22 protein-coding genes are annotated in these 16,162 nt (G+C 48.6%); 18 read left to right on the top strand and 4 right to left on the bottom strand.

Annotation, left to right across the window (positions count from 1 at the left end; all coding sequences use genetic code 11):
- Positions 1 to 27: 27 nt before the first annotated feature.
- The 12 genes from KNO75_RS10350 (at position 28) to KNO75_RS10295 (ending at position 9,467) form a co-directional block, all read left to right on the top strand.
- Entirely contained in the window at positions 28 to 948 is a 921-nt protein-coding gene (locus KNO75_RS10350; protein WP_214821607.1) for an AAA family ATPase, read from the top strand.
- 2 nt (positions 949 to 950) lie between these two features.
- Positions 951 to 2,003, top strand: coding sequence for a DUF58 domain-containing protein (locus KNO75_RS10345; RefSeq protein ID WP_214821605.1), 1,053 nt, complete (start codon positions 951 to 953; stop codon positions 2,001 to 2,003).
- Positions 2,004 to 2,067: 64 nt separating this feature from the next.
- A complete protein-coding gene (locus tag KNO75_RS10340) occupies positions 2,068 to 2,607 on the top strand; it encodes a ribonuclease FAU-1 family protein (protein ID WP_214821603.1) in 540 nt (179 codons plus the stop codon).
- 50 nt (positions 2,608 to 2,657) lie between these two features.
- On the top strand, positions 2,658 to 3,788 hold the full coding sequence (locus KNO75_RS10335) for a tetratricopeptide repeat protein (protein ID WP_214821601.1): 1,131 nt from the start codon (positions 2,658 to 2,660) through the stop codon (positions 3,786 to 3,788).
- Between the two features lie 11 nt (positions 3,789 to 3,799).
- A complete protein-coding gene (locus tag KNO75_RS10330) occupies positions 3,800 to 4,231 on the top strand; it encodes a GNAT family N-acetyltransferase (RefSeq protein ID WP_214821599.1) in 432 nt (143 codons plus the stop codon).
- Positions 4,232 to 4,363: 132 nt separating this feature from the next.
- Complete coding sequence (locus KNO75_RS10325; RefSeq protein ID WP_214744998.1) at positions 4,364 to 4,807, top strand: MarR family winged helix-turn-helix transcriptional regulator; 444 nt, start codon at positions 4,364 to 4,366, stop codon at positions 4,805 to 4,807.
- 27 nt (positions 4,808 to 4,834) lie between these two features.
- Positions 4,835 to 5,827 carry a ring-cleaving dioxygenase gene (locus KNO75_RS10320; RefSeq protein ID WP_214792410.1) on the top strand — a complete coding sequence of 331 codons (993 nt, stop codon included), beginning with the start codon at positions 4,835 to 4,837 and terminating at the stop codon, positions 5,825 to 5,827.
- Entirely contained in the window at positions 5,824 to 6,453 is a 630-nt protein-coding gene (locus KNO75_RS10315; protein ID WP_483298004.1) for an NADPH-dependent FMN reductase, read from the top strand. The genes KNO75_RS10320 and KNO75_RS10315 overlap by 4 nt, the downstream gene beginning before the upstream one ends.
- A 96-nt stretch (positions 6,454 to 6,549) precedes the next feature.
- Positions 6,550 to 7,029 (top strand): hypothetical protein, encoded by a 480-nt coding sequence (locus tag KNO75_RS10310; protein WP_214792416.1) that lies wholly within the window; start codon positions 6,550 to 6,552, stop codon positions 7,027 to 7,029.
- Between the two features lie 40 nt (positions 7,030 to 7,069).
- Positions 7,070 to 8,137: a saccharopine dehydrogenase family protein gene (locus KNO75_RS10305; RefSeq protein ID WP_214821594.1), complete on the top strand. Its 1,068-nt coding sequence runs from the start codon at positions 7,070 to 7,072 to the stop codon at positions 8,135 to 8,137.
- The gene (locus KNO75_RS10300) at positions 8,134 to 8,631 is read left to right on the top strand and encodes an NUDIX hydrolase (RefSeq protein ID WP_214821592.1); all 498 of its coding nucleotides are present in this window, start codon (positions 8,134 to 8,136) and stop codon (positions 8,629 to 8,631) included. Before KNO75_RS10305 ends, KNO75_RS10300 begins: the two co-directional genes overlap by 4 nt.
- Before the next feature lie 41 nt (positions 8,632 to 8,672).
- Positions 8,673 to 9,467 carry a GNAT family N-acetyltransferase gene (locus tag KNO75_RS10295; RefSeq protein ID WP_214816174.1) on the top strand — a complete coding sequence of 265 codons (795 nt, stop codon included), beginning with the start codon at positions 8,673 to 8,675 and terminating at the stop codon, positions 9,465 to 9,467.
- A gap of 37 nt (positions 9,468 to 9,504) precedes the next feature.
- On the opposite strand, the gene KNO75_RS10290 is transcribed toward KNO75_RS10295, so the two are convergent.
- Positions 9,505 to 10,290 (bottom strand): SDR family oxidoreductase, encoded by a 786-nt coding sequence (locus tag KNO75_RS10290; RefSeq protein WP_214821590.1) that lies wholly within the window; start codon positions 10,288 to 10,290, stop codon positions 9,505 to 9,507.
- A 72-nt stretch (positions 10,291 to 10,362) separates the two neighbouring features.
- Positions 10,363 to 10,677, bottom strand: a complete 315-nt coding sequence (locus KNO75_RS10285) for a hypothetical protein (RefSeq protein ID WP_214785880.1) — start codon at positions 10,675 to 10,677, stop codon at positions 10,363 to 10,365.
- A gap of 144 nt (positions 10,678 to 10,821) precedes the next feature.
- On the opposite strand from KNO75_RS10285, the gene KNO75_RS10280 reads away from it, so the two are divergent.
- The 3 genes from KNO75_RS10280 to KNO75_RS10270 all read left to right on the top strand — a co-directional run bounded on the left by KNO75_RS10280 (position 10,822) and on the right by KNO75_RS10270 (position 12,789).
- On the top strand, positions 10,822 to 11,130 hold the full coding sequence (locus tag KNO75_RS10280; RefSeq protein WP_214785882.1) for a hypothetical protein: 309 nt from the start codon (positions 10,822 to 10,824) through the stop codon (positions 11,128 to 11,130).
- Between the two features lie 67 nt (positions 11,131 to 11,197).
- A complete protein-coding gene (locus tag KNO75_RS10275; protein WP_214821587.1) occupies positions 11,198 to 12,202 on the top strand; it encodes a S66 family peptidase in 1,005 nt (334 codons plus the stop codon).
- A complete protein-coding gene (locus tag KNO75_RS10270) occupies positions 12,199 to 12,789 on the top strand; it encodes an NUDIX hydrolase (protein WP_214821585.1) in 591 nt (196 codons plus the stop codon). Before KNO75_RS10275 ends, KNO75_RS10270 begins: the two co-directional genes overlap by 4 nt.
- On the opposite strand, the gene KNO75_RS10265 is transcribed toward KNO75_RS10270, so the two are convergent.
- Positions 12,778 to 13,242 (bottom strand): GNAT family N-acetyltransferase, encoded by a 465-nt coding sequence (locus KNO75_RS10265; protein WP_214785888.1) that lies wholly within the window; start codon positions 13,240 to 13,242, stop codon positions 12,778 to 12,780. The genes KNO75_RS10270 and KNO75_RS10265 overlap by 12 nt on opposite strands.
- A 50-nt stretch (positions 13,243 to 13,292) precedes the next feature.
- Between KNO75_RS10265 and KNO75_RS10260 the strand changes: the two genes are divergently transcribed.
- The 3 genes from KNO75_RS10260 to KNO75_RS10250 all read left to right on the top strand — a co-directional run bounded on the left by KNO75_RS10260 (position 13,293) and on the right by KNO75_RS10250 (position 15,413).
- On the top strand, positions 13,293 to 14,081 hold the full coding sequence (locus KNO75_RS10260) for a GNAT family N-acetyltransferase (protein WP_214821583.1): 789 nt from the start codon (positions 13,293 to 13,295) through the stop codon (positions 14,079 to 14,081).
- A complete protein-coding gene (locus KNO75_RS10255; RefSeq protein WP_214792441.1) occupies positions 14,078 to 14,266 on the top strand; it encodes a hypothetical protein in 189 nt (62 codons plus the stop codon). The genes KNO75_RS10260 and KNO75_RS10255 overlap by 4 nt, the downstream gene beginning before the upstream one ends.
- Positions 14,267 to 14,429: 163 nt before the next feature.
- A complete protein-coding gene (locus KNO75_RS10250) occupies positions 14,430 to 15,413 on the top strand; it encodes a M23 family metallopeptidase (RefSeq protein WP_214821581.1) in 984 nt (327 codons plus the stop codon).
- Between the two features lie 182 nt (positions 15,414 to 15,595).
- Here the strand turns inward: KNO75_RS10250 and KNO75_RS10245 are convergent, their stop codons facing one another.
- Positions 15,596 to 16,141, bottom strand: coding sequence for a TraR/DksA C4-type zinc finger protein (locus tag KNO75_RS10245; protein WP_214792447.1), 546 nt, complete (start codon positions 16,139 to 16,141; stop codon positions 15,596 to 15,598).
- Between the last annotated feature and the right edge of the window lie 21 nt (positions 16,142 to 16,162).

The raw sequence follows: 16,162 nt of genomic DNA, 5'->3' as shown, positions 1-16,162 counted from the left end.
ATTAAGACAAAAAATGGAGGTCGTCATATGGGCATGGAGCAGGTCATCAAACAGTTGAACGAGGTGTATTTAGGAAAAGAGGATGTCGTACGGCTCTGTTGTACGGCGTTACTCGCGGAAGGACACATTTTGTTAGAGGATGTACCCGGTACGGGAAAAACGTTACTTGCCAAGACGATTGCAGCTAGCTTCGACGGGGCGTTTTCCCGGATTCAGTTCACGGCCGACTTGTTACCGTCTGACGTGATTGGAGCAGATTATTTCAACATGCAGACGCAGACGTTCGACCATCGACAAGGACCGATCTTTGCGAACATCGTCTTGATCGATGAAATCAACCGAGCGGTTCCACGGACGCAGTCCGCCTTGCTCGAGGCGATGGAAGAACGACAAGTCTCCATCGGGGGAGAGACGTATCCGATGCCGAAACCGTTTTTCGTCATCGCGACGCAAAACCCAATTGAATCGGCGGGAACATTTCCGTTACCGGATGCCCAGCTCGACCGCTTTTTGATTTCGATTCCGGTCGGTTACCCTGATGTCGCCGAAGAGCGGGAGCTTCTCTTACAAGTGATGCGTCAAACACGGAAAACCGTGGAGGCAGTCGCGACATTAGACGAGTTACGCCGAGCGCAAGATGAAGTGAAGCAAGTATCGATTCAAGATGACGTCCTCGATTATTTGCTCGGACTTGTTCATGCGACACGGGAACACCCATCCGTCGAGGTCGGTGTCAGTCCACGCGGAGCCATCGCACTCATGCGGGCCGCTCAAAGTTACGCCTATCTCCAAGGTCGATTGTATGTCATTCCGGAAGATGTGAAAGCCGTGGCACCTTATGTCTTGGCCCATCGTCTGACGTTGACGCTTGAAGGAGGAATCAAATCAACGAAGCAGGACATCATCCGTTTTATCTTAGACACCGTCTCTGTGCCGGTCGAGGGTTGACGATGACGTTCTCGACACATAACGCCCTACAGAAGCAGTGGATCCCGGTCTACGGATTTGCCGGAGTGATTCTCGTATTCGTCCCGTATATTCAAATCGTCGGGTATGCGCTCTGTTTACTTGCGGGCATCGTCTGGTTCTTTGAACGGACACGGAAACAGTTGGAACAAGCCCTTCGGCTTCACATACATAGCCATGAATCTCTCCTTTTCGTCGGGGATGAGACGGAAGTGCAGGTGATGTTAGACGGAAGTGAAACCGTCGAGCGACTCGGGCTTCCGGTTCGCGTTCGGCTGAAATCCAATACAGCGCTCAGCTTTCCAGACCATGACCGGTCCCCGAATAGTTTGGATTTGACGTTACGGACGGATCAGGCCCGTCACAAGCTTCGTGTGAAGGCTGAATTCCGGGGACCGGCCTACATCGAAGAGTGCGTACTCGCTGTGGCGCTCCCGTTTCATCTCGGGACGTATCTTCTTGAGTGTCCCATCGAGAAACGGTGGACGGTGTTGCCGTCCCTCACGTTACATCCTCCGGTCGGCACGAAGCGATTGGCACTCGGTGACCGTCCTTTGACCGCATCGCCTCTACGGAATCCACTTCAGGTTCTAGGGTCGAAGCCTTATGAAGGAGAACCGGTCAAGGAGATTGACTGGGTCGCGACGGCGAAGCTTGGACGTGTTCAGTCGAAAGTCTTTCAAAAGACATCGCTCGATACGTTCACGTTCGCAGTCGATTTGAGTGGACCGACCGGCTATACGTTACATCACGACTTCGAGTCGATCATCAGCCAAGTCGCGTATGTGACGACCCGACTCTTAAAAGAAGAGTGTAAAGTTGAGCTGTTCATCAATCGCTTCAATGGGGAAGGGAAGATGGAGCATATCTCCCTTCAGGAAGGGGAACGAGGATCACGCCTCATCCTCATGATGCTGGCCGATCTTCATCCCGGGAATCGTTTCATCTCGACAGACGCGTTCGTCCGCATGGTCGAACGGAAACGGCTGAAGCAAAGTCATCTCGTCTGGTTCAATCAGCATAACCTGTACGACTAACAAGGAACTTTCCTTCTTTTGGCGAACTGTACCATACAGAGATGACCAAAGGGGAGAGATCCATATGGCAAAACGAAAGTATGCGAACCGACGAGACTGGGAACGGATTTTAAAGAACCGCTATGCGCAAGAACGTGTTCAGACGGAACAATTTTCCGGCGTAGTCGCCTTATTCCAAATCGATGAGGTTCGGGCACCATTATATAAAAAGCATAAAGGGGAAGAGTTCATTGTGGCGGATGCCGGATTCGCGTGGCTTCAATATTTCCCGGACAATGAACCGTTCGGTGTGACAGCGATGATCAATCCGGAAGGTGAGATCGTCCAATGGTATATCGATCTCGTCGACCGAATCGGCGAAGAAGAGGGTATTCCCTATATGGACGACTTATTGCTCGATATTCTTGTATTCCCGAACGGGGATATCGTCAAAAAGGATGAGGATGAGTTCGAGGAGGCGACCGAGAGTGGGGAGCTGACGCCTGAACAAGTCGAGCGGGGATGGCGTGAGTTTGAAGCGACACTCGAACGGATCAAACGCGGAGACTTCGTCTACTTTGATTTGGCAAAAGGACATTACGAACAGTTAAAACAAAAGCTATGAGTGGATTCACTCTCTCTGCTACAGTAAGAGCGTAGGAGGGGGAGTTTTTTATGAAAGAAATTGAAATCGAGACGTGGGCACGACGAAAACACTTTGAGTTTTTCAAAGCGTTTGACGCACCGCATTTTAACGTGACGGCGAACGTGGATGTGACAAATCTCTATACATATGCGAAAGCGAGTAATCAATCGTTCTTCAAACTCTTTTTGTACGGTGCGGTGAAAGCGGCGAACGCGATTCCGGAATTGCGCTATCGGATCCGTGGTGAAGCGGTCGTCGAACACGAAGTGGTCCACCCATCGTTCACGGTCATGTTAGACGAAGATGTCTTCAATTTTTGCGCGGCCACGTTCAGTGAGGATTTACCGACGTTCTTACAGGAAGTGACGACGCGTATGGAGCGAGCTGCTGATGAAGTCGTGGTTGGGGATGACGAGCCCGACGACTTACTGTATATCACGAGTGTGCCTTGGGTCACGTTCACAAGCATCATGCACCCGACGCATCAGCAACAACATGACAGTGTCCCGCGCATCGCCTGGGGCAAGTTTGAACGTCAAGGCGAGCGTCTGATCATGCCGTTATCCGTTCAAGCCCATCACGCACTCGTTGATGGAGTGCATATCGGCAAGTATTACGAAACACTACAAGCTTGGTTAGATGAAGATTTCGCGAAGAAGGTGACTGACGTGCCAGAAGATCATGACTTTGATCGAGCAGTCCGTCTCCGTGAAGAGGGACAACTCGAGCAGGCGAAGCAACTGTTCCTGTCGCTCTTACGGAAAGATGAGAAGAATCCGAGGCTACATGCGTACTGTGCGTGGTGCTATGACTCACTCGGAGAAGAACGTCAAGCGGTACCGCATTATGAACGGGCCATCCGACTCGGGTTGACCGGGGAAGAGTTGGCGGAATCATATCTCGGACTCGGCAGTACGTATCGGGCACTCGGACGATACGCGGAAGCGGAACAGTTATTTGCAGAAGCGATTGAACATTTTCCGAATCATGGGGCGCTCAAAGTGTTTCAGGCGATGACGCACTATAACGTTGGTCGTCATGAAGAAGCGACGGGCGCGTTACTTGAACTGCTCGCAAGTCCGAAACCGGACGAGAGCATCGCGCGATATCGTCGTGCCATCGCGTTCTACGCAAGGAATTTGAATGAAACATATGACTAAAGGAGAATGACATGATTTCATTACGACCGATTGATGCACAAAATTGGTACACATGCTGTCACTTGGTACTGAGTGAACAACAGCAAACATACATGGAGCCGAATGCGATTTCGTTACTTCAAGCGATGTACGAACCGACGTTACGCCCACGCGCGATTTATGAGGAAGAGACGATGGTGGGCTTCCTCATGTACAATACGGAGCCGGAAGAGTTGGATGCATGGTGGATTTACCGAATCATGATCGACCACGCTCATCAAGGTAAAGGAATCGGCCGACACGCGACAGAGCTGATGCTTGAAGAAATCGGAGAGGGGAAATCAATCGTTGTCGGGTATCATCCGGAGAACGAGGCGGCCCATCACTTATACGAAAGCTTAGGATTCGTTGATGAAGGACATCGATTCGGTCGTGAGATGGCAGTGATTCTTCGAGGAGAATAAGGCGGGGGGAATCCCGTCTTATTTTTTTGAATCAAATCAATTGACGGCAAAATCATCACATGATATATTTATCTCGAATTAAAGATATTTGAATTTAAGTTAATGACTCTCTTGGACAAAGGAGGGAGACAGATGGAACCATCTGATGCATTAAAAACGATTACCGTACTGTTGCGCGCCTCTCAGTCGCTTCAAGACCTGGTGAAACAGGAAGTGGCGTCTTACGGATTAAACGCGACCGAGTTTGCGGTACTCGAGTTTTTATATCATAAAGGGGATCAACCGATTCAAGTCATCGGAAAGAAAATCCTTCTCTCGAGCGGGAGCATGACGTACGTCGTGGACCGGTTAGAAGAGAAAGGGTATCTCGTCCGCAAGGCTTGTCCGAGCGATCGCCGCATCACATATGCCGCGTTAACGAATGACGGAGAACACCTGATGCAAGATATTTTTCCGAAGCATACGGAGCATATGAATGCATTGTTTGAAGGATTATCTTTGACAGAGACGATTGAACAATTGAAACAAATTGGGAAGCGGGCAGAAGCCGCAAAAAAATTTAACCATGTATCTTGAAATCAAGATATAAAAGGAGAGAGAATGATGAATCACGTTAAAGGCATTCACCACGTCACGGCGATTACGAGTAGCGCCGAAAAAAACTATGACTTCTTCACCCATGTTTTGGGCATGCGCCTGGTGAAGAAAACGGTCAACCAGGACGACATTCAAACGTACCACTTATTTTTTGCAGACGATAAAGGGAATGCAGGGACGGACATGACCTTCTTCGATTTCCCGGGCATCCCGAAAGGAAAGCACGGAACAAATGAAATTGCGAAGACGTCGTTCCGCGTGCCGACCGATGAAGCGTTGACGTATTGGGTCCGTCGCTTCGACCGTCTCGGTGTCAAGCACGAAGGGATTCAGGAACAGTTCGGGAAGAAGACGCTCTCGTTCATCGATTTCGACGAACAGGCGTATCAACTCATCTCGGATGAGTTCAATGAAGGCATCGCGTCGGGCGAGCCGTGGAAGAACGGTCCAATCCCGCTTGAGTACGCCATCACAGGACTCGGTCCAATCTTTATTCGGATTGCAGATATCACGTATTTCAAACAAGTGATGGAGCAAGTGATGCTATTTAAAGAGATTGGGAGAGAGGGTGATGTTTATCTCTTTGAAGGAGGTGAAGGTGGAAACGGAGCGCAAGTGATCGTCATTCATGACGAGACATCTCCACAAGCGCGTCAAGGGTTCGGTACCGTGCACCATGTCGCATTCCGTGTCGAAGACCGCAGCGTCCTCGATGAATGGACAGCACGTCTCCAACAGTTCGGTTTACCGACTTCTGGCTATGTCGACCGCTTCTTCTTTGAATCGTCTTATGCACGTGTCGCGCCGCAAATTTTGTTCGAATGGGCGACGGACGGACCTGGATTCATGGGAGATGAGCCGTATGAGACGGTCGGTGAGAAATTGTCACTCCCGCCGTTCCTCGAAGCGAAACGTTCGCAAATCGAGGCGATGGTACGACCAATCGATACGGTCAGAAGCACGAAAACATTTGAGAAAGAATATGAGGGCATGAAATGAGTTTCTTGAATCGTTTGTTTGGAAAATCAGATGCATCACAACATAACCAAGGAGGAACTACTATGTTAAACATCGGAATCGTACTCGGATCAACTCGTGAAGGTCGCGTTAGCCCGCAAGTCGGAGAATGGGTGAAGGAGCTCGCCGACAAACGTGGCGATGCCAACTATGAAGTCATCGATATCGCAGACTACAACTTGCCGCTTCTCGGTGAAGCTGGTCAAGACGCATCAGGTGCAGCGGCCTGGTCGGAGAAAATTGCGCAAATGGACGGATTCATCTTCATCGTCCAAGAATATAACCATTCCATCTCAGCATCACTTAAAAACGCACTCGACTACTTACGTCTTGAGTGGACGAATAAAGCAGCTGGAATCGTCTCATACGGTTCTGTCGGTGGAGCACGTGCAACAGAGCATTTACGTGGCATTTTGAGTGAATTGTCAATCGCTCACGTACGTGTCCATCCTGCACTCTCACTCTTCACGGACTTCGAGAACGGAACGCATTTTGCACCGAAAGATGTGCAGGCACAATCGGTCAACGACATGCTCGACCAACTCCTTCCGTGGACAGAAGCGATGCAGTCAGTTCGTACAAAAGCCGGAGAAGTTGCAAACAATTAACAAATCGCGAAGCCAGCCTGAATTCAGGCTGGTTTTTGTGCGTTTTCAAGTTGATTGCGCTAAAGTGGAGAAGAATGGAAAGAAAGGAGGGATTCGATGGTGACACGAAAAATCATCGCGGCTTCCTGGACCGTACCCATCTATGCGCTTCTATTAAGCATTTTTGAATTTTCGCAACAAACCCTTATGGAAACTTCATTTTTAGAGAGCGTATCGGGATTTCTTTTATTGTGTACGATTTACATGGCATATAGTTTCCCTATCATTTTGACATATGGTGTCGTGACATCATGGTTTAGCGATTGGGTCGCAAAGCGATTCAGTTCAGAACGCATACAGTTGTTCACTTCGTTCGCTTTACATATTTTATTTGGGCTCGTCTTGTCATGGCTGAGTCTTCTCGCAGCCGTCTTGTTCTTCCTGATCGATCGTCGATTGATAAATCGGATGGACGTGACGAAACGAGCTGCCATCAAAAGTCTTTTCATCCCAATCGGGTGTTTGCTTGTCGTGATGGGGAGCGTGTATCTGATTGGGGTCGTTCAAGATTTTTTCGTTCGATTCAACTCGATTTAGGGAAACGAACAAGAACAAACTTACATAAGGAGGGGTAAAAATGAGATGGATGATTTACGGGGCGAACGGATATACAGGGGAACTGATTGCCCGTCAGGCTGTCAATGACGGATTGCGTCCGATTCTTGCGGGTCGCACTGGGCGTGAGATTCATCGACTCGGAGACGAGCTCGACTGCGAGACATCGATTTTCGCATTAAGTCGTGAGGCGGCAATCAAAGCGCTTCGCGATGTGGACTTAGTACTTCACTGTGCGGGTCCGTTCACGGATACGAGTCAAGTGATGATTGAGGCATGTCTGGAAACGGGTACGCATTACTTGGATATTACCGGGGAAATCGATGTGTTCGAATATGTCCATTCCAAACAACGGGCGGCTCAAGCGAAGGCGCGTGGTGTCATTCTATGTTCTGGCGTTGGATTTGATGTCATCCCGACTGACTGTGTCGCGCGGAAATTAAAAGAATTGATGCCGGATGCGACATCACTCGCCCTCGGATTCTCGGCTGCAGCTGGAATCTCGCCAGGAACGATGAAGACCGCCATTCGTGGGCTCGGGTCGAGTAGTATGGAGCGTGTGAACGGGAAATTGTCACCATTTCCAATCGGGGCGAAGCGGCGGACGATTGATTTTGGTCGTGGAAGCCGTACCGCGATCGCGATTCCGTGGGGAGACGTTTCGACCGCCTACTATACGACGGATATCCCGAATATTACGACATGGGTGCCCGTACCGACAACAGCCGCCTACGCTGCGCGCGCTTTGTCTTGGTTCAGTCCCGTTCTTGGAAAGGATCCAGTGCAGCAGCGACTGCTTCGTTATGTCGACGAAAACGTATCGGGACCAACTGAAGCCGAACGTGAACAATCATCGACGTATGTATGGGGCGAGGCGACAAATGAAGAAGGACGAAAAGTAGTCGTCCGTATTCAAACGGCGAGCACATACGCCTTTACTGTATACGGTGCACTCGCCGTCGTTAACCGCTTGCTCGGCTCCGGTCGGATGCTTGCAGGAAGTTTCACCCCGGCCATGTTATTTGGGTCACATTTCATCGAGGAGATTCAAGGATCGTCCTCGTTCACGATTGACGAGATACGTCCATGAGTCGGGAAGCGTGGGATTTATTTGACGCACATAGGCAACCGCTTGGACGAACGCATTTTCGAAGTGACGAATTGGAACCGAATACGTTCCATACGGTCATCGAGGTGTTTACCTTCGACAAAGATGGAAAGCTACTCCTTTCTCAGCGGCATTCGGACAAGACGTATCCACTTCTTTGGGAAGGGACAGGCGGCTCGATTTTGGCAGGAGAGTCGAGTCGTCAAGGAGCGGTCCCTGAACTAAAAGAAGAATTAGGACTACACGTCGACCCTGCACAGTTGCGTTTCGTGACGACCGTCAAGCGAGGGACGTACTTCTTAGATTTGTATGTATACGGATGCGAGCAACCGATTGATGTGGAACAACTCTCCTTACAGGCGGATGAAGTTGTCGATGTGAGATTCGTTGATTGGGATACCGTGCTCGATTCTGTTGAACTCGTGCCAACTGTCAAAGAGCGATTAATCCGATTCGGTCACTTGATTCGAACGTGATATGCTACACTCAACATGGAAGAAATAAGGGAGGGAACAGCGTGAACCGTTTAGAATTAGCACGACGCATCGAAGGCATCAAAGCGGAGGGGACGTCTGCTTACATTCGACATCGTAAACAAACCCCTCCCTATGAAGGTGCGGAACTGCACGTAGAAGGTAAAGGGCATGTGTTCAAAATGGGAAACATGAGCTTTGCAGTCGGGTTCGGACTTAATCGACCGACAAGTTTCTATGATTTGCATCAGATGGAAAAATGGGTGCGGGGGAAAAATGTATCCCGTCTACATATCGAAGTTTGTCCACTCGCAGATGACTCCTTACTTCGCTTACTGCAGGAACGTAATTATACACTCGATCATTTCTTAGATGTGTGGATTCTCGATTTAAGGAAACATGAAGGAACCCATGTTTCGAATCAAGTTGAGAAAGTACGAGAGGATACGCTCGATGAGTGGGCGTACGCGATTGCGGCTGGCTTTGCTGAGTCAGGTACGATCCTTCAAGAAACGGTCGATACGGCAAAGGGATTTTATGCACTACCAAGTAATCATGCCTATCTCGTCCGGGAAGAAGATGCTGTCGTAGCGGGAGGGATTCTAGCGACGCAAGACGGGATTGGAGAGCTGTTTCTAACGAGCACCGTACCGTCTTACCGTCAAAAAGGTTACCAGACACAACTGATTTTGGAACGAATCGCCGAAGCGAAAGCGATTGGATGTGACGTCTTGACGGTGACGACGAAGGTCGACTCCGCCTCGGGACGAAATATGGAACGACTTGGATTTCAGCCATTTTATCAAAAGGCAGTCATGAAAAGTCCAATCCTTAAATAATCAGGCCACCTCATGTGAGGTGACCTGTTTTTTTGAATTAAAGGAGAGATTCTGCACCGTCGACGTACACCTCAGAACCGGTGACGTGACTCGACATGTTGCTCGCAAAGAATAAAACGACATCGGCAACTTGTTTCGCAGACCCGGATTTTCCGGCAAGCGGTTGATTTCCGAGCGGATACTCGATCGGGATGACGACCTCTTCAAGCAGCGCATCATCTCGATTGGTCGAATCGTCGATATTCGTATCGATGGCCCCTGGGCAAATCGAATTCACGCGAATTCCGAATTGGGCGAGCTCCGCAGCTGCCATTTTCGCAAAGCCTGTTTGTCCTGCCTTCGTTGTCGCATAGCCACTGAAACCGAAATTTTTGAAGTAGCGATTGCCGTTAATGGAAGAGGTGATGATGATACTTCCACCATTCTCTTTCAAATGAGGAATCGCGTGTTTGACCGTCAAAAAGGTACCTGTCAAGTTCGTCTCGACAACGCCGTTCCAATCTTCTACAGATAGATGTTCAATCGGTGTGATGGTCCCGTTTCGCCCGGCGTTCGCAAAGACGATGTCGATTTGTCCGAATCGCTCAACCGTCCGTTCATATGCTTCTTTCATCGCGGTTTCATCCGAAACATCGGCGCTGATGCCGATGGCCCGTTCCTCTCCGACGAGACTGGCAAGACGCATCGCATCTTCTTCATTCAAGTCGAGAATGGCGACTTTTGCCCCCGCTTGAATGAATCGGATGACAGCGGCACGTCCGATACCGGACGCCGCTCCGGTCACAAGCGCTACTTTTCCAGATAGTAGTTTATTTGAAATCAATCTGATCACTCCTTTTTATGACTCCTTCTCATATTCCACAGTTCTGGAAAAGTTACGCTTCATTTCAAAAAATCATGGTGATGTGACTTCGATTGTACGTGCGATGTTTAAATTGGACTCTGTCGGGATGACCTCGATGATGACAAACTGACCGCTCTGCAATCCTTGTACGCTATTGACGACGCCCGTCACCTCCGTTTGGTCGTTGATTAAGATGACGCGCAACGTGACTTCTTCTGATGATTCGGTGGATTCAATCAATAGCTGGGGGATATCAACTCGTTCAATCTGTCCTTCGACGACATTGTCATTCCACGTACCCATCCAATAAACAACGATTAAAAAAAGGCAGAGAAAGATTAGGGCAAAGGTCAACCGTGAACTCATGTGCAACCCACTCCTTCATTGTCCTGCTTCGCATTATGTCTAATTTACCTTTACCCGGAAATTCTCTCATTACTTGAAAAAATAGTAGGAATCTCAAGAAAAATGGGGAATAGAAAGAAAAACGACAAGGCGAGGTGCAGGCGAATGTGGATGATGGTTGCGGCGTTAGGATTGGTTGCTTGTGTATGGGTCACATTTGGTTGGTTTACAATTGGCAATGCGAAGCGGCGAGTGTGGGGCGGGCTTTTTTCACTGAGTATGACTTGTCTGTTCGCGCCACTCTTACTTGTAAAGCTGGGAGAACAGTATGGATTTATCGGGGTTCAAGTAGGATTGACCGTGTTATTCGGCTTACTTCTAGGTGCCTTTTTCTTTATGGCGCTCGGATGGACGGGACGACCGACAAAAGTTCGAAAAGTAAGAACGTTATCGGAAGACCCTGATTTATTCTAAAGCCTGATTCGCCACTCCTACGGTATAATGCGGACATAAGAATGTTACAGGAAATGGAGTGGAAATGATGATTGCACCGCCACGATTAAGGTACGGAGATACGATTGGGATTATTACGCCTTCTTTTCCGGCACCCGTTCAGTTCACGGAGCGCTATCAACGTGGAGTCGAGCAACTCAAGCGCATGGGGTTCAAGGTGAAAGAGGGCATCTGTACATATGAATCAGAAGGATATCGCTCATCGTCCATTCGGAATCGCGCGGACGAACTGAACGCATTTTTACATGATCCGGAAGTGAAAGCGATCATTAGTACGATTGGTGGAACGAATTCCAATTCGTTGCTCCCGTATATCGATTACGAGCAATTGCAGAATCATCCTAAAATCATCATGGGCTATAGTGATGTCACAGCGATTTTGATGGCGTGCTACGCAAAAACGGGAGTCGTCACCTTTTACGGGCCTGCCATAGTCCCATCATTCGGTGAATATGGCGGCATGTTCGACAAAGGAGCGCAATATATGCGAGATATACTCAGCCTCGAACGGACGGCCCCTTTCGATTTAGACGTGCCGGAAGAATGCACCGAAGAGATGCTCGATTGGTCGACGCAACAACGCGTCAAGACGTTCCAACCGAATGAAGGATGGATCTCGTTAAAGGATGGTAAGGCACAAGGGACGTTGATTGGTGGGAATTTGAACACGATGTCAGGCTTTTTCAAATCGGACTATTATCCTGATTTGAAGGGGGCGATTCTTTTCTTAGAGGACTCGTTCAAAACGATGGCTGAGGAAGAACGTTCGCTCAGCATGTTGAAGTTAGCTGGTGTGTTTGATGAGATTTCGGGATTAGTCATCGGAAAGCACGAACACTTCCAAGATCAATCTGCCCCGTTCTCGTTCAACGATTTGTTACTTGAAGTCATCGGGGATACGGACATTCCGATTTTGACGAATGTCGACATTGGTCATACGTTCCCGTCACATGTCTTCCCGATTGGGATTCAGGTCGAGTTGGATGCGACGAATGGAACGATTCGATTTTTAGAAGATGGAGTATCGACATGAAGGAATACCTCACGATTTTTGACGCGAATCATCAAAAAATAGGTGAGAAAGAGCGGCGGCAGGTTCATTTAGACGGGGATTGGCATGAGACGTTCCACTGCTGGTTCTGGAAAGACCGATTTGTCTATCTACAGCGAAGAAGCACGGAGAAACAAGATTTTCCCGGGAAATATGACATTACCGCGGCGGGACATCTCGCAACAGACGAGAAGGTCGTAGATGGCGTTCGTGAAATCGAAGAAGAGCTCGGACTGTCGTTGACGTTCGAACAGCTTACCTCTCTTGGAATCTTTGAAGACGTGATTGAACTGAACGGATTCCTCGATCGCGAGTATGCACATACGTATAGCTACGCTTATCAAGACGAGCCGCTCCATTTTGATGACCAAGAAGTGATGGATGTCGTCGCTGTTCAACGAAGTGAACTGAGGGCGCTCACGGAAGGACGATTGCGTACGATTGAAGGGAGCTCCCTCATGACGAATCATCATGTTCAAATTACGCAAGCCGATTTAGTGCCGCATCGTCTGACGTACTGGCAACACGTGTTTGAGAGTTTGGCACGAATCGATACCTTAAATCGATAAGGAAAGAATCCGCTGCTCGCCAATCGGTCCACCGATTCGACGTCCGGTATCGACCCATCCGTTTGTCGCATACAGTGTAAAAGCAGCGTCGTTTTTCAGGTTGACGGACAAAACGACTTCCCGAATATGGGGGAATTGTTGACGCACGAACTTCGGAAGTTCTTGGAGTGCCGCTTTTGCATAGCCGTTGCCTTGATCTTCGTAATTGATGGCGAAAGCTGAGAAGAGCAGCGCATGTGATTCGGTCGTGTAGGAAGCGACGCGTTCATTGTCATGTAGTAAAAACATCCCGACCGGTTTCGACTCGACGACGACAATCGGATAAACACCTTTTGGGAGCGGGTCGTCCATGTCTTTTGGAAGGGTCGTGTATTTTTCTTGGTCTGTCGGCAAAGTGAACGTATCGAGAATCGGTCGATGCGCATCGTTTCGATATTCGAGCGTGATGTTCATGAAAAGTCTCCTTCGGGTGTTATTCATTTTTTTTAGAAAAGGGGAATTATATGGCTACACAACTTACATATCGTCAAAATCCACCGCTACACGATTTATATCGCGCGTTTATGACGGGATTTTCTGATTATATCATTCCATTCCAATTCGATGAGCAGACGTTTGAAGACGTCTTTCTCGTGCGAGATCAAAATCAGCCGTCCCGTTCGATTGTCGCCTATGACGGGGAAGAGCCGGTTGGCGTTGTATTGAGTGGGATTGCATACCTTGATTCAGAATGGGTGACGCGTTGTGGTGGACTTGCTGTAGCGCCGCACGTTCGAAAATTAGGAGTTGCGACCGAATTGATGCAACGATTTGATGAGGACGCAAAAGGTACTCGTTTGCTCGAAGTGATTCAAGGGAACAATGCGGCATTGTCTCTCTATCAGCGACTCGGATACAAGACGACCCGTGAAATTTATTACTTTCAAGCGCTATCACTTGAAACGAATGCCCACATGACTTCTGAACCGATTCAAACGCTGTTCGACCAACTATATCCGACAGCTCAGCATGTTCCGATTTGGCAACGAGACGTACGCGTCACCCAACAGGAGTCGGAACTTGTGAAAGTGACAGAAGATCAACAAGAAGGATTTTTGTTATACCGCGATCATGTATTGCTCGATGTTTTTGGTCACGCTGAAGATGCAGAATGGTTATTGCGGGCGGCTGCGAGTCGATCTCCGCTTCACCTCACACTGACGTCGGACCGTCCTGAATGGATTGACGCAGCACGCCGATTAGGATTTGTACAAGATGACATTTCTCAATTTGAGATGGTGAAAGACAAGTGATAAAGCGATTGTTACTCGTTTGTATCATCGGATTGATGTTAGGGAATACTGCGACCATCATCGCGCTGACGACGAATCTTGCGCCCGGAACGGTGAATCTAATGCTGGCAGGTGGACTTGGGCTGACCATCCTGTCAGTCATCGGAATCGTCCTTATCGGATATTATACGAAGAAACGCAAGTGAAATCCTTGTGAAGTGACGCTTGAAAATATCACATCATGCTGTCATAAATGACATGAAAATGAAAAACTTCATATATTGAAATGTTTAACCCCCAGTGGTATATTCGCACATGTAGCTTTTTTGAAGTTTATGAATGTATCAATTTGGAGGGTTTTATATATATATGTGGAAACAACTGATCATGACAGCTGGTGTTGGTGTGCTCTTGTTCCAAGGACAAACCGCATCCGCTAACGAAATGACCCCGCAAGACCTCGTTCAAACAGAGAAATCTGTGCAACAAACCACGAAACAAGTGAAAGAAACGAAACAAGCCATTCAAAAAATCCAGTCAAAATTGGATGAAGTCAATCGCAACGCAGAAGTATTGCGTGACAAGATTGAAGGTACTTCTGAAGAATTAGAAGCAGTCGAAGCGGAACTCGTTCCGACAGAGCAGTCACTCTTTGCGAAAGTCGTGTCTTCTGTTCTACCGAGTGCAAAAGCAGAGGCCGCTGAAGCCGAGGAAGCACATCAGGCACTCGTTGAAAAGAAAGAACAAGCGAATGAGACGTTGAAACAACTAAAAGAAGAGCAACAAAAGATTGAAGCGACCCGTCAAGACGTGAAGACGTCATATGACGAACAGTCGAAACAATATAAGAAGCAAACAAATCAGTTAAGTGATTTGAAGAAGCAATATGAAGCGATGGCTCCTGATCGATTCTTGATGCCTGCAGAAGGACGCCTCTCACAAGGGTTCGGTTCGGCTAGCGGACAGTTCGGATACACATTCCACAACGGTCTGGACATCGCTGCTAAAACAGGCACACCGATTTACGCCGCGGAAGCTGGAAAAGTCACAAAAGTCAGCTCAAGCGGGCCTTATGGGAACCATGTTCAAATCGAGCACAACGTGGATGGTCAAAAATGGACGACGGTCTATGCCCATATGCACAAGGTTGATGTGAAAAAGGGACAGACGGTACGCCAAGGTGAAACGATTGGTCAAATCGGAAACACAGGTAACTCGTCGGGTCCACACTTACACTTTGAAATTCATAAAGGGGACTATCGTTTCTCGGCCAGTTCAGCCGGAAATGCCGTCAATCCGATGAAAGTGGCAGAACGCCTCGGTGGTGCTTCTCCAGTGAAAGCAACGTTTTAAGCAGACAGATGCCCTGAGCCTCTCAAACGAGGTCAGGGCATTTTTTTATCAAAATTAGGCGAGAATGTTCCCACTTCTATACGTTAAGGACAGGGCTTGCGTGAAAATGGGAGATGAATCGCCCGTTAGAGAGGATAACTCAGGAATCCTCCACCTCTGAGCGGAGCGTAAGTGGGGGTAGTTCAATGTTCGCGTGTCGGGTCATGGTTGCCTTCACTATCGGCAATCGTATCCGAACTTCCGTAATCTTCGACTTGCGAGAAGGCATCTGTTTTTTGACCGGGTTCATCCGTTCCGTCTAGTTCCTTACGACGGGAAGTCTCATTCGGGTTCAAGACGTCTTCTTCGACCGGGCGATCGAGTTCATGCTCGTGCTCTTCTTCTTCCTGTGCGCGAGCGTGTTCGATGCATAGCGTGGCTTCCGGGATGATTTCAAGTCGGTCGAGTTCAATGTCTTTCCCGCACACTTCACATTTGCCATACGTCCCGTTCTGGATGGCGAGTAACGCCTTATCGACATCGCTTAAGAACTCTTCATCGAGCTCATTGAGCGCTTGGTCACGTTCCCGTAAAAAGAGTTCCTCCCCTGAGTCGGCCGGGTGATTATCGTAATGAGAGAGTTCGCCTTCATCGTACGTCTCTTCTCGGCTATCCATATAACCTTCTGTTTTGGCTTTCTCTTTCAATAGACGTTTCTTAAACGTTTCGATTTGTTCTGCAGTCAACATATTGATTCACTCTCCAGTTCT

Source organism: Exiguobacterium sp. s35 (assembly GCF_018617535.1).
In the GTDB taxonomy this organism is placed as follows: Bacteria; Bacillota; Bacilli; order Exiguobacteriales; family Exiguobacteriaceae; genus Exiguobacterium; species Exiguobacterium aestuarii.
This window is presented reverse-complemented; position numbering and strand designations above follow the sequence as displayed.